Annotated in this window: 20 protein-coding genes; 16 read left to right on the top strand and 4 right to left on the bottom strand. The window is 59.0% G+C overall.

All coding sequences use genetic code 11. The annotated features are described in order from the left end of the window. The first annotated feature begins 3 nt into the window (after nucleotides 1–3). Both TSA66_RS25090 and TSA66_RS25095 read left to right on the top strand, forming a co-directional pair. The gene (locus TSA66_RS25090) at nucleotides 4–978 is read left to right on the top strand and encodes a 2-hydroxyacid dehydrogenase (RefSeq protein WP_040042009.1); all 975 of its coding nucleotides are present in this window, start codon (nucleotides 4–6) and stop codon (nucleotides 976–978) included. Nucleotides 979–993: 15 nt separating this feature from the next. Next, complete coding sequence (locus TSA66_RS25095) at nucleotides 994–1,278, top strand: polyhydroxyalkanoic acid system family protein (protein ID WP_040042010.1); 285 nt, start codon at nucleotides 994–996, stop codon at nucleotides 1,276–1,278. A gap of 64 nt (nucleotides 1,279–1,342) precedes the next feature. Here TSA66_RS25095 and TSA66_RS25100 read toward each other — a convergent pair whose 3' ends face one another. Continuing rightward, nucleotides 1,343–1,597 carry an acyl-CoA-binding protein gene (locus TSA66_RS25100; protein WP_040042011.1) on the bottom strand — a complete coding sequence of 85 codons (255 nt, stop codon included), beginning with the start codon at nucleotides 1,595–1,597 and terminating at the stop codon, nucleotides 1,343–1,345. 126 nt (nucleotides 1,598–1,723) lie between these two features. On the opposite strand from TSA66_RS25100, the gene TSA66_RS25105 reads away from it, so the two are divergent. Then, the gene (locus tag TSA66_RS25105) at nucleotides 1,724–3,181 is read left to right on the top strand and encodes a wax ester/triacylglycerol synthase family O-acyltransferase (protein ID WP_232429540.1); all 1,458 of its coding nucleotides are present in this window, start codon (nucleotides 1,724–1,726) and stop codon (nucleotides 3,179–3,181) included. Nucleotides 3,182–3,189: 8 nt separating this feature from the next. Here TSA66_RS25105 and TSA66_RS25110 read toward each other — a convergent pair whose 3' ends face one another. Beyond that, nucleotides 3,190–3,411: a hypothetical protein gene (locus TSA66_RS25110; RefSeq protein WP_052452709.1), complete on the bottom strand. Its 222-nt coding sequence runs from the start codon at nucleotides 3,409–3,411 to the stop codon at nucleotides 3,190–3,192. Nucleotides 3,412–3,572: 161 nt separating this feature from the next. Beyond that, nucleotides 3,573–3,929: an FKBP-type peptidyl-prolyl cis-trans isomerase gene (locus TSA66_RS25115; RefSeq protein ID WP_040042013.1), complete on the bottom strand. Its 357-nt coding sequence runs from the start codon at nucleotides 3,927–3,929 to the stop codon at nucleotides 3,573–3,575. Between the two features lie 94 nt (nucleotides 3,930–4,023). Between TSA66_RS25115 and TSA66_RS27230 the strand changes: the two genes are divergently transcribed. The 6 genes from TSA66_RS27230 to TSA66_RS25140 all read left to right on the top strand — a co-directional run bounded on the left by TSA66_RS27230 (nucleotide 4,024) and on the right by TSA66_RS25140 (nucleotide 8,779). Beyond that, on the top strand, nucleotides 4,024–4,281 hold the full coding sequence (locus TSA66_RS27230) for a hypothetical protein (RefSeq protein ID WP_157691788.1): 258 nt from the start codon (nucleotides 4,024–4,026) through the stop codon (nucleotides 4,279–4,281). 47 nt (nucleotides 4,282–4,328) lie between these two features. Further along, nucleotides 4,329–5,297 carry a YVTN family beta-propeller repeat protein gene (locus TSA66_RS25120; protein WP_052452594.1) on the top strand — a complete coding sequence of 323 codons (969 nt, stop codon included), beginning with the start codon at nucleotides 4,329–4,331 and terminating at the stop codon, nucleotides 5,295–5,297. Then, the gene (locus TSA66_RS25125; RefSeq protein ID WP_040042015.1) at nucleotides 5,297–6,088 is read left to right on the top strand and encodes a polysaccharide deacetylase family protein; all 792 of its coding nucleotides are present in this window, start codon (nucleotides 5,297–5,299) and stop codon (nucleotides 6,086–6,088) included. Before TSA66_RS25120 ends, TSA66_RS25125 begins: the two co-directional genes overlap by 1 nt. 8 nt (nucleotides 6,089–6,096) lie before the next feature. Continuing rightward, complete coding sequence (locus TSA66_RS25130) at nucleotides 6,097–7,083, top strand: sterol desaturase family protein (protein WP_040042016.1); 987 nt, start codon at nucleotides 6,097–6,099, stop codon at nucleotides 7,081–7,083. After that, the gene (locus TSA66_RS25135) at nucleotides 7,083–7,904 is read left to right on the top strand and encodes an EI24 domain-containing protein (RefSeq protein ID WP_040043001.1); all 822 of its coding nucleotides are present in this window, start codon (nucleotides 7,083–7,085) and stop codon (nucleotides 7,902–7,904) included. The genes TSA66_RS25130 and TSA66_RS25135 overlap by 1 nt, the downstream gene beginning before the upstream one ends. Before the next feature lie 62 nt (nucleotides 7,905–7,966). Then, on the top strand, nucleotides 7,967–8,779 hold the full coding sequence (locus tag TSA66_RS25140; RefSeq protein ID WP_040042017.1) for a competence/damage-inducible protein A: 813 nt from the start codon (nucleotides 7,967–7,969) through the stop codon (nucleotides 8,777–8,779). Between the two features lie 48 nt (nucleotides 8,780–8,827). Here the strand turns inward: TSA66_RS25140 and phaP are convergent, their stop codons facing one another. After that, complete coding sequence (gene phaP, locus TSA66_RS25145) at nucleotides 8,828–9,388, bottom strand: TIGR01841 family phasin (RefSeq protein WP_040042018.1); 561 nt, start codon at nucleotides 9,386–9,388, stop codon at nucleotides 8,828–8,830. Nucleotides 9,389–9,663: 275 nt separating this feature from the next. Here phaP and TSA66_RS25150 point away from each other — a divergent pair, with 275 nt between their 5' ends. From TSA66_RS25150 to TSA66_RS25180, 7 genes are all read left to right on the top strand, one after another. After that, nucleotides 9,664–10,521, top strand: a complete 858-nt coding sequence (locus tag TSA66_RS25150; RefSeq protein WP_198358896.1) for a histone deacetylase family protein — start codon at nucleotides 9,664–9,666, stop codon at nucleotides 10,519–10,521. Nucleotides 10,522–10,586: 65 nt separating this feature from the next. Further along, nucleotides 10,587–11,432: a DMT family transporter gene (locus TSA66_RS25155; protein WP_052452595.1), complete on the top strand. Its 846-nt coding sequence runs from the start codon at nucleotides 10,587–10,589 to the stop codon at nucleotides 11,430–11,432. Between the two features lie 3 nt (nucleotides 11,433–11,435). After that, a complete protein-coding gene (locus TSA66_RS25160) occupies nucleotides 11,436–11,870 on the top strand; it encodes an acyl-CoA thioesterase (RefSeq protein WP_040042021.1) in 435 nt (144 codons plus the stop codon). Between the two features lie 2 nt (nucleotides 11,871–11,872). Beyond that, nucleotides 11,873–12,568, top strand: a complete 696-nt coding sequence (locus TSA66_RS25165) for a nitroreductase (RefSeq protein WP_040042022.1) — start codon at nucleotides 11,873–11,875, stop codon at nucleotides 12,566–12,568. A gap of 111 nt (nucleotides 12,569–12,679) precedes the next feature. Next, on the top strand, nucleotides 12,680–13,753 hold the full coding sequence (locus TSA66_RS25170; protein WP_040042023.1) for a tartrate dehydrogenase: 1,074 nt from the start codon (nucleotides 12,680–12,682) through the stop codon (nucleotides 13,751–13,753). 195 nt (nucleotides 13,754–13,948) lie between these two features. Then, entirely contained in the window at nucleotides 13,949–15,058 is a 1,110-nt protein-coding gene (gene pbpG / locus TSA66_RS25175; RefSeq protein ID WP_040042024.1) for a D-alanyl-D-alanine endopeptidase, read from the top strand. A gap of 332 nt (nucleotides 15,059–15,390) precedes the next feature. After that, the gene (locus tag TSA66_RS25180; RefSeq protein WP_084199897.1) at nucleotides 15,391–16,707 is read left to right on the top strand and encodes an ATP-binding response regulator; all 1,317 of its coding nucleotides are present in this window, start codon (nucleotides 15,391–15,393) and stop codon (nucleotides 16,705–16,707) included. Nucleotides 16,708–17,137: the final 430 nt, after the last annotated feature.

Genomic DNA, 17,137 nt, shown 5'->3' on the forward strand with positions numbered 1-17,137 from the left:
GCAATGAACAAGCCCGAAATCCTGGTGACCCGCGCCGTATTCCCCGATGTACTGGAACGCCTTGCGCGCCATTTCGAGGTCGAGGCGAACCAGAGTGACCGCATCTTCACCGAAGAGGAACTGGCGCAACGACTGCATGGCAAGGCAGGCGTATTCACTACGCCCACAGAACGGGTCACCGCTCATGTCATCGCCGCCAATCCGCGGCTCAAGGCCATCTGCAACATGGCGGTCGGCTATAACAACATCGACATCGACGCCGCCGCCCGCGCCGGCGTTATCGTCACAAACACGCCCGATGTGCTGAACGAAACCACTGCCGACTTTGCGTGGGCGCTGCTGCTGGCGACCGCACGCCGCGTGACCGAGGCCGAGCATTGGCTGCGCGCGGGCAAGTGGGATCGGTGGCGCTTCGATACCTTGCTCGGTGCCGACGTGCATGGAAGCACACTCGGCATTATCGGCATGGGCCGTATCGGACAAGCCATCGCGCGCCGCTCGACCGGATTCAATATGCGGGTGATTTACCACAACCGCTCACGCCTTGCGCCGGACCTGGAAGCGCACGCCAACCATGCGCAGTACGTGAGCAAGGAAGAGGTGCTGCGCAGCGCCGACCATATCGTGCTGACCTTGCCGTATTCGCCGCAGTCGCACCATGCCATCGGTGCTGCCGAACTGGCGTTGATGAAGCGTACGGCGACGCTGGTCAATATCGCGCGTGGCGGCATTGTCGATGACGCCGCCTTGATCGCCGCGTTGCGGGCCGGCCGGATTGCCGCCGCCGGGCTGGATGTGTTCGAGAATGAACCGGCTTTCGATCCGGGCTTTCTGAGCCTGTCGAATGTGGTACTGACGCCGCATATCGGCAGCGCCAGCGAACCGACCCGGCGTGCCATGGCGAACTGCGCCGCCGATAACTTGATCGCCGCGTTGACTGGCGGAAATCCTCTGAATATCCTTACGCCTCGAATTTAATCCCGGGAATAGGACATGGCCGACATCAGGATCACTCAGGCACATAAGTTACCGCACAAGAAAGCAAAGGCCGCCGCACAGAAAGTGGCGGATCAGATGGCCAATGAATACGAAATGGCTTCGGAGTGGGACGGCGATGTGCTGCACTTCAAGCGCAGCGGTGTGTCCGGACGGCTGACCGTCGGCGAACAGGAGGCGCATCTGGAAATCAGCCTGGGATTCCTGCTGAAGGCTTTTGCCTCGACCATCGAAGAGAAGGTGAGTGCGAAGATGAAGAAGGTGTTTGGCGCCAAGGCTTGAACTTTGCGCCAATCATGTTGCCCGTGCCTGGCGCGTCATGATTGGCGTTCTGAGGTCAAGTCCGTCAGCCCTTCAGACCAGTAATCAGGTCGACATACTGCTGCATTGCGTCTTCCTTGGACGTGCCCTTGAGCGCGTCCCACGCATCGTATTTGGCGCGTCCCACCATGTCGGTGAAGCCCGGACGCTTGCCTTCCACATCGCCCGTGCTGGCCTGTTTGAACAGGGCATAGATCTTCAACAGGGTCATGTTGTCCGGACGCTCCGGCAAATTCTTGGAATCGACGACAGCCTGGTCAAACTGGGCTTGCAAACTCATTGTTCTCTCCTGTAGATGAAATTGAATCGCTGTGCTAGTGTCGCAATGGTCCTGTGACAATTGCATGTTCGGCAAAATAGCACAGACAAATCTGCCGCAGAAGAAAAGCTCTAGAGGAGATATTCAATGTTGTCCCCAGCAGTTCCCGCGCTGCGCCGCGAAAGAATGTCCAATGTCGACACCGCTTGGCTGCGCATGGATTCGGACGGTAATCTCATGATGATCGTGAGCGTCCTGATGTTCGACAAGCCGATGGACATGCGGCGTTTTCGCCACATTCTTGCGACCCGGCTGCTGACATACAGCCGCTTCCGCAGCCACGTGCGTTACGACATGACGGGCAGCGCATGGTGGCAGGAGCAGGAAGTCGACATGGATTATCACGTGGTCCATCTCGGGCTGGCATCGGACGGGGGCAGCAACAAGGCGGCGCTGGAACAGATGGTCGGCGCGCTGTCAGCGACGCCGCTCGACGCGTCGCAGCCGCTGTGGCAGATCCACATGGTCGACAACTGCGTCGGCGAGGACGGCAAGGTGCGCCAGGCGATGGTGATCCGCATTCATCACTGCATCGCCGACGGCATGGCGCTGGTCGGCGTTCTGCTGTCGATGTTCGACCGCACGCCGGACGCGCCGGACAGCGAACCGCTTGACGAGGTGCCGCAGCTGGATACGGAAAATCCCTGGCTGCCGTTCCTGCAGCCGGTGACCAAGGCGACGATCAGCGCGATCAACGTGTCGACCAGTATCTGGACCAGGTACATGTGGATGCTGGCCGATTCCGACAAGATGCTCGCGCGTCTGGCGAAAATGGGCGGGATCGCCGGCCAGTTGACGCTCGATGCGATCAAGCTGTCGGCCATGACCTGCGATTCGCGGACCCGCCTCAAGGGTCGGCCGGCAGGCAGGAAGCATGTCGCATGGAGCGAACCGCTGCCGCTGGAGGAAATCAAGGCGATCGGCAAGGCGCTCGACTGCTCGGTCAATGACGTGCTGATGGCCAGCGTCGCCGGCGCGATCGGCGCTTATCTGCGCAGCAAGGGTGACTATGTTCCGCCCGGTACCGATCTGCGCGCGATGGTGCCTGTGAACCTGCGCAAGGCGGGCGAGGAAAAAAATCTCGGCAATGCCTTCGGGCTGGTGCCGTTGGTCCTGCCGGTCGGTATCGAAGATCCGATGGCGCGCCTGGAGGAGGTGCGCCGCCGCATGGGCGAACTGAAAGGCGGCTATCAGGCGCTGGTGGCGATGGCCATTCTTGGCGTGCTGGGCGCAACGCCCAAGCAGATGCAGAACGAGATCCAGAATTATTTTGCGCGCAAGGCGACCGCAGTCATGAGCAATGTGCCTGGGCCGCAAACCCCGCTTTACCTGGCAGGAAGCCAGCTTGACCAGATCATGTTCTGGGTTCCGCAATCGGGCGACATCGGCGTCGGCGTTTCAATCCTGAGCTATAACGGCGGCGTGCAGTTCGGGCTGGTTGTCGATGATGCGATCGCGCACGATCCGCACGATATCATCCAGCGCTTCCAACCGGAATTCGAAAAGGTGGTGCTGCTGACCCTGATGTCCGAGTGGGCAGCTTAACGCCGGCCCTAGTCGGTGACGGTATCGATGACCGTGCTGCCGACGCTGACTGCGCCTTTGGTCACCGTCGTGGCGACGCCAACAGCGGCAGAACCGGCAGTGACGCCCATGCCGACCGCCGTACCGGCTACCGATACGGCGGTGGAGGCGACAGAAACGACGGTGCATCCGGCGCTTGACATCAGAACGGCCAGGCAAGCGCCCGCGAGGATACTCTTTTGAATGTGCATGAAAGCTGAATCCGGCATTCGGCTGCTTGCGCAGCCGGTAAATTGAATGTGCTAAAAAATTATTTGCCGCCCGTATTGGCCCCGCCTATGGCAGGCGCAGCGTGACGCACAGTCCAGGCGACAACCCATCCAAAGTCGGCTTCAAGCTTTCTTCAGAGTAATTAAACGCCTAATAGTTCCACTTCGAAAATCAACGTCGCGTTCGGCGGAATCACGCCACCGGCGCCGCGCGCGCCATAACCCAGCGACGACGGGATGATGAGCTTGCGCACGCCGCCGACTTTCATGCCTTGCACGCCTTCGTCCCAGCCCTTGATGACGTGGCCGGCGCCGAGCGGGAAATCGAACGGCTCGTTGCGGTCCTTGCTGGAATCGAATTTGCGTCCCGCGCTGCCGTCCGTATTTTGCAGCCAGCCGGTGTAGTGCACCGTCACGTGCGCGCCGGCACGTGCTTCTTCGCCGGAACCGACTGTCATATCTTCGTACTGGAGGCCGGAGGCCGTCATGATCGTGGACATGTTTTTCCTTCGTTGTAGGGTTGCCAAGGGCGAGATTGTAACAGGCGACTGAACCGGCACGATAGACAAGGAATGCACCGCAAGATGGCAATCCGTGGCTATCGGTTACCGCCGCCATGCCAGAGACCGCGTTTTCTTCGTCAACGGCTTTTTCTCCATTGCCGTTAAGGCTATGCAGCGACTGTCGCCCGGATTGCTCATGCGCGTGCATTCATCACTGGCCAATCTGGCGCTGTTTCCTGTAGCGCAAGTAAAGGCCAGAGCACTATTGACAGTATTAGTTCGACAAAAAATCGAAAGATTCATCCGGAATGCGGGCGCATCGCCGGCAAGCTGTCGCATCGATCGGTAGAATGGCGCCGCTATTCCATCTCACCAATTTATCATTCAAAACAATTCATGTTTCGCCGGTTAGGTTTGTTTTTTGCTGCATTACCTTGTTTGCTCGCGAGCGTCGCGGCCTATGCGAATGTCGTCGTAGTACTCAATTCGCGCGACGCGAGCGTGACGCTGCTCGACCAGGCTACCTATCAGGAACTGGGTTCGATTTCGGTCGGCAAGGAGCCGCACCACCTGATGTCGACACCGGACAACAAGTCGCTGATCGTGGCCAGCGCCATGGGCAATGAACTGCTCCTGCTCGATCCGAAAACCGGGCAGCTGCAGGGGCGCATTCCGGGCGTGGCCGATCCTTACCAGATCGGCTTCTCGCCGGATCAGAAATGGTTCGTGTCCAATGCACTGCGGCTCGATCACGTCGACATTTATCAATATGATGGCAAGCGACTGAAACTCGCCAGGCAACTTCCCCTGGCCAAGCTGCCGAGTCATATGGCGTTCAGCGCCGACAGCAAAATGGTGTTCGTTACGCAGCAGGGCAGCGACCAAATTAGCGCGATCGATCTCGCTACGCAACAGATCAAATGGACCATGCCGGTCGGAAAATTACCGGCCGGGATTACGATGACGCCGGATGACAAGTATCTGCTGGTTGGGATCATGGGCAGCGATTACGTCGAGGTGATCGACTGGCGCGCGCAAAAAACGGTCAAGAAAATCAAGGCGGGCGAGGGAGCTCACAATTTCCGCGCCATGGGCGACAAGCGGCATGTGTTCGTGTCCAATCGGATATCCAACACGATCAACATCATCGATCAGAAAACCCTGGAAAATATCGCCACCATCGACGTTCCCGGCGGGCCGGACTGCATGGAGCTGACGGATGATGGCAAGTACCTGTGGGCGACGCTGCGCTGGGTGAAAAAGGTTGCCGTGATCGATGTCGCCGCGAAAAAAGTGATCAAGACGATTCCGGTCGGCCGTTCGCCGCACGGCGTGTATTTCTACAATCGCGCTCCCAACACGTGATGAAACAGTTCCGGGCCTTCGGCGCATGTCTGATGCTGCTGGCAGTCGCTCCCTCGACGATGGCGGCGGCGCAGTGCAAGGGGACGATTTACCTCACCTTCGATACCGGCAGCCAGTCGCAGGCCGAATTCATCGCCAGGACGCTCAACAAGCATCACGTCAAGGCGACTTTTTTCCTCGCCAACGAACGGACGGTCAACGGCGACTATTCGCTCGACCCTTCCTGGGCGCCGTACTGGAAGGCGCGCGTGGCCGAGGGCCATGCCTTCGGCACGCACACCTTCGACCATGTCTATGTGTTGCGCGATCTGGCGGATGGACGCATGGAGATGAAGCCGCAGTTCGGTGCCGATGCAGGCCGCAAACTGGCGTGGACGGCGCAGCAATATTGCGACGAACTCAACCGGGTGGCGCAGCGTTTTACCGAGCTGACCGGCGCCAAGCTCGATCCATTCTGGCGCGCGCCCGGCGGACGGCTTACCCCCAGGCTGAAGACGGCGGGCAAGGCGTGCGGTTATGCGCATGTCGGCTGGTCGGCGGCCGGTTTTTCCGGCGATGAGCTGCCGAGCGAAAAATGGCCGAATAAGATCCTGCTAAAGCGCGCATTGAACGGGCTGAAGGACGGGGATATTTTCCTCGCCCATTTAGGCATCTGGTCGCGCAAGGACCCGTGGGCGCCTGCCGCACTTGATCCGCTGATCGCTGGACTGAAGACGAAGGGGTTTTGTTTTGCGACCCTGCGCGAACATCCCGCTTATCGGACTTTGCATCGCTCCGACACGCAAGGCTGAGCATATCTATGATCGACATTCTGGTTAACTGGTTTGGTGAAGTCCAGGGCTGGCTATTTCAGTTTGCAGTGCAACCGTTCCTGTTCAAGTTTGGTCTCGGCGCTGTGGCTGAGGAAGCATTTTCCGGTACGGAATGGTTCCTGATCGGGGTGATTGAGCTCGCGCTGCTGTATGCGGTCCTGCGTCCGCTGGAAGCCTGGATTCCGGTCAAGCCCGACCTCGACCCGGCCGCACGCCGCAACGATTTTGTCTATACCTGCATCCACCGGCTTGGCGCCTTCGCGGTCGCGGTGTTTTTTGTGCTCGGCCCGCTGTTCGATGCGCTGGCATCGAAACTGCACCTGTCCGGCATCAGCCAGTTCAACGTGGAGGGCATATGGCCTGGCATCACCGACATTCCGCTGGTGAGCTTTTTCGTCTACCTGATCGTGCTGGATTTCTTCGACTACTGGTATCACCGGGCCAGTCACCGGTTCAACTGGTGGTGGGGGCTGCACAGCCTGCATCACAGCCAGCAGGATCTGAACCTGTGGTCGGACAACCGCAACCACTTGCTGGACGACCTGCTACGCGACGCTTACCTGGCGTTCATCGCGCTGATCATCGGTGTCGAGCCGTCGCAATATGTGCTGCTGGTGGTCGCGTCGCGCATGCAGCAGAGCCTGCAGCACGCGAACGTGCGGATTCACTTCGGACGGTTCGGGGAACGCCTGCTGGTATCGCCGCGCTACCATCGCCTGCATCATGCGATCGGCGCCGGACACGAAACGAATGGCAAGGGAACGCTGGGCGGCCATAACTTCGCGGTGCTGTTTCCGCTGTGGGACATCCTGTTTCGCACGGCGCATTTCGGCACGCGCTTCGAAGCGGCTGGCGTGCGTGACCAGCTGCCTCCGCCGCAGGGAGAGGGGCGCGATTACGGGCGCGGATTCTGGGCGCAGCAATGGCGCGGCTTGCAACGCATGGTCGAGTGGGCTGGAAGGAGGGCGTCCTGATGCAGGCAGTCCTGGTTTCCTTCGGGCGTGCGCTGCTGTCGCAATTGCACTTGCGGATGCTGCTGCTGACGGTGCTGCCGTTCGTCGTTTCGGTGGCCATCTGGGGCGTGCTGCTGTGGCTCGGTTTGCAGCCGGCAATCGACTGGCTGCAAGCCTATTTCACTGAGAACGACGCGTTCAGCGCAGCCGGGAAGGTGCTCGGATGGTTCGGCCTGGGGGCGCTCAAGACCGTGCTGGTGCCGCTGATCGCCATGTGGGTGTTGCTGCCGCTGATGATTCTGACCGCCCTCGTGTTCGTCGGCACGATGGCCATGCCGATCATTGCGCGTCATGTGGCAAGCCGCCATCATCCGCACCTGGAGCAGCGCAAGGGCGGCAGCATCTGGGGCAGCGTGTGGGTGGTGCTGTCTTCGTTCGTGGTGTTTGTCGCGCTATGGCTGGTCACGCTGCCGCTGTCGCTGTTTCCGCCGCTGGCTTTTGTCGTGCATCCGGTGCTGTGGGGGTGGTTGACCTACCGCGTAATGGCGTACGACGCCCTGGCCGATCATGCCAGCGCGCAGGAATACCGCGACATCGTGCGCATCCATCGCTGGCCCCTGCTGACGATCGGCGCCATCACCGGCGCACTGGGCGCGGCGCCGTCGCTGCTGTGGCTGGGCGGGGCATTGTCGGTCATTTTTTTTCCACTGCTGGCAGCCGGCGCAATCTGGCTGTATGTCCTGGTGTTCGTGTTTAGCGGCCTGTGGTTCCAGCACTACTGCCTGGATGCGCTGGCCGCCTACCGCACACGCGCCTTCATTGCGCCGGGTTCGAAGACCTGAACCCTGCCGGATGAATCCGGCCGGCTCGGGCATAATGGTCTTTTGTCGATCGGATCGATCTTATGGCTATCGGACTCATCATCATCGGTGACGAAATTTTGTCCGGAAAACGGACGGACAAGCATTTTCCCAAGGTGGTCGAGCTGCTGTCGGCACGCGGCCTGCAATTGGCATGGGCGGAGTATGTCGGCGACGAGCGCGAGCGCATCACTGCCATTCTCAAGCGAACCTTCGCGAGCGACGATATCGTGTTTTCCTGCGGGGGCATCGGCGCCACGCCGGATGACCATACGCGACAGTGTGCAGCCGCCGCGCTGGGCGTGCCGCTGGTGCTGCATCCCGAGGCCAAGGCGAAGATCGAGGAGCGCATTGCCGACGTGGCGCGCGAGGAAGGCCGCGCCCCGGACTATGACGCGCCGGACAATGCGCATCGGCTCAAGATGGGGGAGTTCCCGCAGGGCGCTATGGTTATCCCGAATCCGTTCAACAAGATTCCCGGCTTCGCGATCCGTCATAATGACAGGGGCGCGTACTACTTTGTCCCGGGGTTTCCGGTGATGGCGTGGCCAATGATCGAGTGGGTGCTCGATACCCACTACGCGCATCTCTTCAGGCAGGCTGCACACCTGGAGAAGGCAGTACTGGTGTTTGGCAAGGCGGAGTCCACGCTGACGCCGCTGATGGAGCGAATCGAGGAGGAATTCCCGCTGGTGAAAGTGTTTAGCCTGCCGAGCGTCGGCGACGCGACGACCCGGCGCCACATCGAGCTAGGGGTGAAAGGCGACCCGGCACAGGTTGGCGCGGCATTCGAAAGGATGCTGCTCGGCTTGGATCAGTGTGGAGCAGAATACCGGGGCATGGATAATACACTCTAGCCCCGGCGCTCCTGCGCCGCTTTCCACGAAGCGGCGCAGAACTTCCTGTTACTTCTTGCCGGCAGCACGTGCAGCCTTGGCAGCCGGTTGCAGCTGGGTGACCGTGTTCAGGTTAGCTTCCAGCGCTTCGACCGCCTGCTTGGTGGTCTTGGTCAGCTGTTCGTAACCGGCGTTGACGTTGCCAATGGTGGACTTCACCAGGGCGATGGCGTTTTCGGTGCCGGCCGGAGCGTTCTTGGTTACTTCTTCCACCAGTTCCAGCATCTTGCGGCTGGTTTCGGAGATCTGCGCTTCGGCGACCTTGCTGAACTCGGCTTGCAGGCCGGATGCGATGGACGCCAGGCTGCGGCTGTAAGCCAGTGCCTTTTCAGCGTTCGGCTGGGTCTGTGCGGCGACCAGCGACAGCCATTCTTGCCCATCCTTGGCGGACAGGAATTGCTTGGTTGCGGCGTTGGACTCTTCCAGCGATTCCTTGGCGGCGTTCAGGTGCAGGTCGAGAACTTTTTCCACGCCTTCTAAAGTCTTGTTGGTGAGCGCGTTCAGCAGTGCGAGCTGGGCCTCGAGTGTGGCCTTGGAAGCAGCGGAAAACTGTTCGGGAATCGTAAACATATTCATCTCCTTTGGAGGGCGAGGATTGATCAAGAAGAAAGGCGACAAGTACCCAAGTACATCTTTTGTGCGTCGCAACAAACTATATTCTAAGCATTGTTTTTATTAAGTCAACAACTTTTGTTGCGGAGCACCAAAAAGCGGCGCAGGCGCGGCGAGAGAGGCATCCGAGTGCGTGCTACACTTTTTGCCTTCCCTTTACGTAAACTGCTGCCTTGAAAGCGTTCTACAGCGATCATTTCGTCCTGCCGCTACCGGAAAGGCATCGATTCCCGATGCAAAAGTACCGGCTGGTGCGTGAAAGCGCGCTTGCGGCCATTCCGGACATCGAATTTAACGAAGCTCCGTTTACGAGCGACGGCGTGCTGGCGCTGGCGCACCATCCAGCCTATATACAGCGTGTATCGGCCGGCGAACTTTCACCGGCGCAACAGAAGGCAATCGGATTTCCCTGGTCGCCGCAGATGGTGGAGCGGTCACGACGCTCAGCCGGTGCGACGATCGAGGCATGCCGTGCGGCACTTTTGCATGGCGTGGCTGCCAATCTGGCCGGCGGCACGCATCACGCGTATGCGGACCGCGGTGAGGGTTTTTGCGTGTTCAATGATGGTGCGATCGCGGCGCGCCTGATGCAGGCCGAGCGGCGCGTGCAGCGTGTCGCCATTGTCGATCTCGATGTCCACCAGGGCAACGGCACTGCATCGATTTTGGCGCACGACGACTCGGTATTCACGCTGTCGGTACACGGGCAAAACAACTATCCGTTCGAAAAGGAATGCAGCGACCTCGACGTCGCATTGGCCGACGGAACCGGGGATGCCGAATATCTGCGGGCGCTGCGGGAAGCTCTCGCCACGATGTTTTGCCGCTTTTCGCCGCAGCTGATCATCTATCTCGCCGGCGCCGATCCGCATGAAGGCGACCGGCTCGGCCGGCTGAAGCTGACGATGGCAGGACTGGCGGCGCGCGACCGGCTGGTGCTGGAGCAAGCACGCGAGCGCGGCATTCCGGTCGCGGTCGCGATGGCAGGAGGCTACGGCAAGAACATCCAAGACACGGTGGCGGTCCACGTGCAGACTATCGGCATTGCTTCCAGCTATGCCGACTGCATTGCAGCCGCTTCCCGCGCATGACATTGACTACGTCTACCCAAGCACGCCGCTCTGCCACCACGCGGCCAAACTCCTGGATCATCGCGATGCCGTTCCTGTTCGTGCTGATCTGGAGCACCGGCTTCATCGTCGCCAAGTTCGGCTTGCCGTATGCACCGCCGCTCACCTTCCTGTTGTTGCGCTTCTCCGGCGTGCTGGTGGTGCTGCTGCCGGTGGTGCTGCTGATGAAGGCGCCCTGGCCGATTGGGCGGATACGGCAGATTGCCGCTGCCGGAATGCTGGTACAGGCCGGCTATCTCGGCGGCGTGTGGTGCGCCATCAAGCTCGGCATGCCGGCCGGTCTGTCCGCGCTGATCGTCGGCATGCAGCCGATCCTGACCGCCTTTGCCGCGCCGCTGGTGGGCGAACGCGTGACTGGCCGCCAATGGATCGGTCTGCTGTTCGGCGTCTGCGGCGTCGGCCTGGTGGTTGCCAACAAGATTTCGCTGATCGGCTTATCATGGCAAAGCATTGCGCTGAGCGTGCTTGCGCTGCTGTCGATTACGGCCGGCACGCTGTACCAGAAGCGTCATTGTCCCAGCTTCGACCTGCGCACCGGGACCGTGATCCAGTTTGCCGCATCGTTCGTCGTGGTGCTGCCGTTTGCTATCGCGTTCGAGCACCTGACTCCTGCATTCAATGCCGTGCAATGGACGCCCCGGTTCGTCGGCGCCTTGGCGTGGTCGGTACTGGCGCTGTCCATCGGCGCGATTTTCCTGCTGTTCGCGTTGATCCGGAAAAGCGCGGCGACGCAGGTTAGCAGCCTGATGTATCTGACCCCGCCGACGACGGCGGTGATGGCGTGGCTCATGTTTGGGGAGGCGTTCAGCATGGTCGGCGTGGCCGGCATGGTGCTGGCCGTCATTGGTGTAGCACTTGTTGTGAGAAAGTGAGCAATGCGAGCAGAAGCGAACAAGCGAAGCGATTACCGGCACTTCCATGCGATTACGACGCGCTGGATGGACAACGACGCCTACGGGCATGTCAACAATGTCGTTTATTACAGCTGGTTTGACACGGTAGTGAACCAGTTTTTGATCGCCAATGAAGTGCTCGACCTCGAGCGCAGCCCCGTGATCGGGCTGGTGATCGAAACGCAGTGCAATTACTTCGCGTCGGTGACTTTCCCCGAGCGCGTCACGGCCGGACTGCGCGTGGCGAAGCTGGGCAATTCCAGCGTGCGCTACGAGGTCGGCATCTTCCGCAACGACGAGGAGAGCGCATCGGCGCAGGGGCATTTCGTGCATGTGTACGTCGACCGCGCCACCCGCCGGCCGAGCGCGATTCCGGAGCTAATGCGGGCGCTATTGCAAACGATAACTGTCGGATAACCATGATTCAGAACGAACAGCAAAAGATGGTCGACGCCGCGATTACCTCGCGCCGTTCGATACGCGCCTACTTGCCCAAGCCAGTGGCGCGCGAGGATATCGAGTCGATTCTCGATGTCGCCGCCCGTGCGCCGTCCGGCACCAATACCCAGCCATGGAAAGTGTATGTGCTGACCGGCGCGGCCAGGGACCGTCTGTCGTCGGAAGTGCTGCGCGCGCATAACGATCCGGCGCTCAGCCGCCAGCATGCCGAGGAATACGCCTACTATCCGCGCGAATGGGTGGCACCGTACATCGATCGCCGGCGCAAGGTCGGCTGGGATTTGTATGCGCTGTTGGGGCTGACGCGGGAGAACAAGGCTGGCATGCATGCGCAGCATGGGCGCAACTATGCCTTCTTCGATGCGCCGGTCGGCATGATCTTCACCATTGGCCGCATCATGGAGCAGGGTTCCTGGCTCGATTACGGCATGTTTTTGCAAAACATCATGGTTGCGGCACGCGCGCGCGGACTCGATACCTGCCCGCAGGCGGCGTTCACCCAGTATCACAAGATCATCGCCGAAGTGCTTTCGCTTCCGCCAAACGAGATGGTGGTATGCGGCATGTCACTCGGCTATGCCGACCCCGACAAGATCGAGAACTCGCTGGTGACGGAGCGCGAACCCGTTTCGGCATTCGCGCAGTTCATCGAGTAGCGGCGCATTATGTCGTTCAAGGAAATAATGTAATTGTTTCAGTTTAATGAACGATCCAGCGCTATGGATTAAGATCATCCGACCTTGGACAATTCATTAGAGGAAGTGAGCATGAGCACGCATCGTATCGCCGTCATCGCCGGGGACGGCATCGGCAAGGAAGTGATACCGGAAGGCCTGCGCGTCATGGATGCAGCGGCACGCAAGTTCGGCGTCGATTTCAAATGGGATCACTTCGACTTCGCGTCGTGCGATTACTATGCGAAGCACGGCCAGATGATGCCCGACGACTGGAAAGACCGGATCGGCGGGCATGATGCGATCTTTTTCGGCGCAGTCGGCTGGCCGGATACCGTGCCTGACCATATTTCGCTGTGGGGCTCCCTGCTGAAATTCCGGCGCGAATTCGACCAGTACGTAAACCTGCGGCCGTGCCGGCTGATGCCGGGCATTCCGTCGCCGCTGGCGAACCGCAAGGCGGGCGATATCGATTTCTATGTGGTGCGCGAAAACACCGAAGGCGAGTATTCCTCGGTAGGCGGCAAGATGTACGAAGGCACCGAGCGCGAAGTGGTTTTCCAGGAAAGCGTTTTTTCGCGCAAGGGCGTCGATCGCATCTTGAAGTTCGCGTTCGAACTGGCGCAGCGCCGCCCCAATAAACATCTCACCTCGGCCACCAAGTCCAACGGCATTTCGATCACCATGCCGTACTGGGACGAGCGGGTGGAAGAAATGGCAAAGTCTTATCCGGACGTGAAGTGGGATAAGTACCACATCGACATCCTGACCGCGCACTTCGTGCGCAACCCCGACCGTTTCGACGTCGTCGTTGCATCCAATCTGTTCGGCGACATCCTGTCCGATCTCGGGCCGGCTTGCACCGGCACGATTGCAATAGCGCCGTCGGCCAACATCAATCCGGAGCGGCTGTTTCCGTCGCTGTTCGAACCGGTGCATGGCTCGGCTCCCGACATTGCCGGCAAAGGCATCGCCAATCCGATCGGCCAGATCTGGTGCGGCGCCATGATGTTGGAGCATCTCGGGCACCATGAAGCGGGCGCGGCTGTGCTGCGCGCGATCGAGAAGGTGCTGGCGGCAGGGCCGCAGCATGCGCCCTTTACCTCCGACATGGGAGGTACGGCCGGAACGGCGGATCTGGGGCGTGCGATTGCCGAAGCCTTGTAGCCCAATTCATCTGCATCCGGCGATTTGCAAAGCCCTCCCCGTCAAGGGGAGGGCTTTTTATTTGTGCGGTATCAATCTGCGGTAAGAAAGTTGTTTAAATGTTTGTGCTAACCCTCTCATTTTCTTGCTGATTTTCACTATTTTGCTAGACTGCAAGATATAATGAATTCGAGCATGAGATGGGGAGGAATGCCGATGTTCAAGTCCGCGCTACGGGTCGTTTTTTCACTGTGTGCCTTGTCGGTCGCCGTTCCCGCGGTGCATGCCGAACACAAGTCCGCAACAAAGCCTTCTGCCAAGAAGCACGTTCACAAAAAGAACGGCAAAAGCAAAATCGAAGTGGCGAACCATGCACATGCGAAACGTCAGCATGTGTCACATAAGTCGCATGGGAGATCCGTCAAGAAGGACGTGGTCGCGCATGTTGCCCCCAGTCGGGCTGTTCAGCATGTAGCTTACACCCCGGCCGTGCCAGTCATGCCACCGGTTATGACGGCAGGCGATCTGGCCGGCCTGAATGCAACGCGCGATCCGCTGGCCTTGAAATCAAACGTTGCTTTTGTCATCGACCAAAACAATTCACAAGTTTTGTTCGAAAAGAATTCCAGTGTTCCGTTGCCGATCGCATCGCTGACGAAGCTGATGACGGCAACCGTCGTAGTCGAAGCGCACCAGGATATGGATGAAGTTCTGGAGGTGACTGCTGACGATATCGATAGGGAAAGAAACAGCGCATCGCGTTTGCGCATTGGGTCGCGTCTGAAGCGTTCCGACATGCTGCATATTGCGCTGATGAGTTCGGAAAATCGCGCAGCCTCCGCGCTCGGGCGCAACTATCCTGGTGGACTGCCGGCATTTGTCGCTGCAATGAATGCAAAGGCCAAGGCTTTGGGCATGACCAGTGCACATTACGTCGATTCCACCGGTCTTTCCAGCCAAAATGTCGCAAGTGCGCGTGACCTGTCCAAACTGGTCGTGGCGGCATATCGGCATCCTGTGATTCGCGAATATTCCACGGACAGCAAGTATTCGGTGAATACTGGCAGGCAAGTGTTGCAATACATTAATTCGAATCGGCTAGTAATGAATCCCCACTGGGAAATCGGCCTGCAAAAGACGGGCTATATCGCCGAAGCAGGGCGCTGCCTGCTGATGCAAACCAGGGTCGACGGTCGCCCCGTCGTGATGGTCTTTCTCGACTCCAAAGGCAAAGACTCCCGCTTGGCTGACGCCGGACGCATCCGCAAATGGCTGGAGGTGAACAAGCACCAGGCGCTCACCCAGGTAGTGCCACACCAAAGCTGAATGTTCTGAACGATGTTTGGGGCGGTCGCAGCCATCTGGTTGCGACCGCCTTTTCATTTGTATTTTGGAATGGATTTTATGGGCATTTTGGCTACAGCCGTTTTTCTCTATCTGTGTTAGATTGGTTGGCTAAATGTACAACACGTTGCGTAAATGGCATGCTACTGACGATGTATTGCTAGGCTAGATGCAAACGTGCACAGTAGTGAAGTCGCTTGTAGGTTTGAATTAACCCATGAAGGGCGATCCCTAGGAGTTGTTGCAGCATTCTGATCAACAGATGCGCAGGCTATGGCAGGGCGTTCTTCTTTTGCAGAGGCGTTCGATTACTCGTGTTTGTTCCCAAAGTCCTTCTCGTTAACGACGATTCGGCCAGCTTGCTGGCCCTGTCGAGCCTGCTGGTGGACCGGGACGGTTACGAGGTCATTATGGCGCGCTCCGGCGAAGAGGCGTTGCGCCACGTGCTCAACCACGATTTCGCGGTGATTCTGCTCGATGTCAGCATGCCCAGCATGGATGGCTTCGAAACTGCCGAAGCGATCCACTCGCACCCGCGTTCCGCTTCGGTACCGATCATTTTCGTGACCGCCCACTACGCGGATGAAATGAACCGCCTCAAGGGTTATCAGAAGGGCGCAGTCGACTATCTGTTCACGCCCATCATTCCGCAAATCCTGCAAAGCAAAGTCGCTGTCTTTGTCGAACTGGCAAAGAAAAACATGCAGTTGCAGTACCAGAAGCATGACCTGGAAAAGCTCAACGACGAATTGCAGGCGCAGCGCTGGCTGGACCTCCAGCACATCAATGAACGCAAGCAGGCGGAAGAAGCGCTGCGCCAGTCGCAGAATGAATTGCGAGAGCTGGCCAGCTACCAGGAGCGCGTAAAGGAAGACGAGCGCAAGCGTATTGCGCGCGAAATCCACGATGAACTCGGGCAGAACCTGCTGGCGTTGCGCATCGATATCGCCATGCTGCACGCGCGAACGGCATCCACGCATCCGAAGCTCAACGGCAAGGTGCATGCAGTGCTCGATCATATCGATGCCACGATGAAAGCGATGCGCTCGATCATCAACAACCTGCGACCGACCGTACTCGATCTCGGGCTGACTGCAGCCATCGAATGGCAGGTGAAGGAATTCCAGCGGCGTACCGGCATTGCGTGCGAACTGGAATTGTCGGACAAAGAGTTGATGGTCGATGACAGCCGCGCCACTGCATTGTTCCGGGTCCTGCAGGAATCGCTGAACAACGTGTTCCGCCATGCGCGTGCCACCAAAACCAAGATCGAGGTTTATCAGACGGACAACCGGCTCTACATGCGCGTAGCCGACAACGGTGTCGGCATCTTTCCAGGCTGCCGGCGAAAAGCCAATTCATTCGGCCTGATCGGTATGAAAGAGCGTATCAGCACGTTGGGAGGCGAGCTTGATATCGACACCGCGCAGGACAGGGGGACGGCACTCACCGTCTCGATTCCAGTCGATGCCGCCCATGAAAGCGCCTGCGACGAGCATGCCGCCGTAGACGGCAAGCCGCGCGGCAAACGGGCGAATGATGCCGCAAAAGATAACAACCGGGCTTCTTCCGTTCATTCCGTAGCAACGCGCCGAAAAAAAACACTGCAAGACGCCAGTTCGGCGCAATGACCATAGCGACGCGAGTCGAGTGAGGCGTCTTGCCGCCTTCGGCCTTGATCGTTTTCCTGGTATTTGATAATTATCAATATGAGTTCAATTTGCCTGTTTAGGCAGGATCGAGTCATTGCCCGCGCATAGTGTTTACAACAAAATACTCGGTCCTTTCTCGAAGGAAACGGTTTGCTCCGCCTGTGCGTGGATGATGCACTGAAGGGCTGCGCCTGAGCCCGAAATCGAAAATAACGAACGTACATTAAGTCGTAATGGGGAGACTTTTGATGGATACCGGATCAGAACAAAAGCAAGAACAAGAGTTGGATGCCAAGGCGCTGCTGAGTGTGCTTACCGCATTCAAGAAAGGCGATTTTTCGGTGCGCATGCCGTCCGACTGGACGGGGCTGGCGGGCAAGATCGCCGACACGCTCAACGACATCATCGA

This window comes from Noviherbaspirillum autotrophicum (genome assembly GCF_000818395.1).
Taxonomy (GTDB): Bacteria; Pseudomonadota; Gammaproteobacteria; order Burkholderiales; family Burkholderiaceae_D; genus Noviherbaspirillum; species Noviherbaspirillum autotrophicum.

Coding starts and splice junctions, on each gene's coding strand:
- TSA66_RS25090 (WP_040042009.1), top strand. CDS start 4: ATGAACAAGCCCGAAATCCTGGTGACCCGCGCCGTATTCCCCGATGTA.
- TSA66_RS25095 (WP_040042010.1), top strand. CDS start 994: ATGGCCGACATCAGGATCACTCAGGCACATAAGTTACCGCACAAGAAA.
- TSA66_RS25100 (WP_040042011.1), bottom strand. CDS start 1,597: ATGAGTTTGCAAGCCCAGTTTGACCAGGCTGTCGTCGATTCCAAGAAT.
- TSA66_RS25105 (WP_232429540.1), top strand. CDS start 1,724: ATGTTGTCCCCAGCAGTTCCCGCGCTGCGCCGCGAAAGAATGTCCAAT.
- TSA66_RS25110 (WP_052452709.1), bottom strand. CDS start 3,411: ATGCACATTCAAAAGAGTATCCTCGCGGGCGCTTGCCTGGCCGTTCTG.
- TSA66_RS25115 (WP_040042013.1), bottom strand. CDS start 3,929: ATGTCCACGATCATGACGGCCTCCGGCCTCCAGTACGAAGATATGACA.
- TSA66_RS25120 (WP_052452594.1), top strand. CDS start 4,329: ATGTTTCGCCGGTTAGGTTTGTTTTTTGCTGCATTACCTTGTTTGCTC.
- TSA66_RS25125 (WP_040042015.1), top strand. CDS start 5,297: ATGAAACAGTTCCGGGCCTTCGGCGCATGTCTGATGCTGCTGGCAGTC.
- TSA66_RS25130 (WP_040042016.1), top strand. CDS start 6,097: ATGATCGACATTCTGGTTAACTGGTTTGGTGAAGTCCAGGGCTGGCTA.
- TSA66_RS25135 (WP_040043001.1), top strand. CDS start 7,083: ATGCAGGCAGTCCTGGTTTCCTTCGGGCGTGCGCTGCTGTCGCAATTG.
- TSA66_RS25140 (WP_040042017.1), top strand. CDS start 7,967: ATGGCTATCGGACTCATCATCATCGGTGACGAAATTTTGTCCGGAAAA.
- phaP (WP_040042018.1), bottom strand. CDS start 9,388: ATGTTTACGATTCCCGAACAGTTTTCCGCTGCTTCCAAGGCCACACTC.
- TSA66_RS25150 (WP_198358896.1), top strand. CDS start 9,664: ATGCAAAAGTACCGGCTGGTGCGTGAAAGCGCGCTTGCGGCCATTCCG.
- TSA66_RS25155 (WP_052452595.1), top strand. CDS start 10,587: ATGCCGTTCCTGTTCGTGCTGATCTGGAGCACCGGCTTCATCGTCGCC.
- TSA66_RS25160 (WP_040042021.1), top strand. CDS start 11,436: ATGCGAGCAGAAGCGAACAAGCGAAGCGATTACCGGCACTTCCATGCG.
- TSA66_RS25165 (WP_040042022.1), top strand. CDS start 11,873: ATGATTCAGAACGAACAGCAAAAGATGGTCGACGCCGCGATTACCTCG.
- TSA66_RS25170 (WP_040042023.1), top strand. CDS start 12,680: ATGAGCACGCATCGTATCGCCGTCATCGCCGGGGACGGCATCGGCAAG.
- pbpG (WP_040042024.1), top strand. CDS start 13,949: ATGTTCAAGTCCGCGCTACGGGTCGTTTTTTCACTGTGTGCCTTGTCG.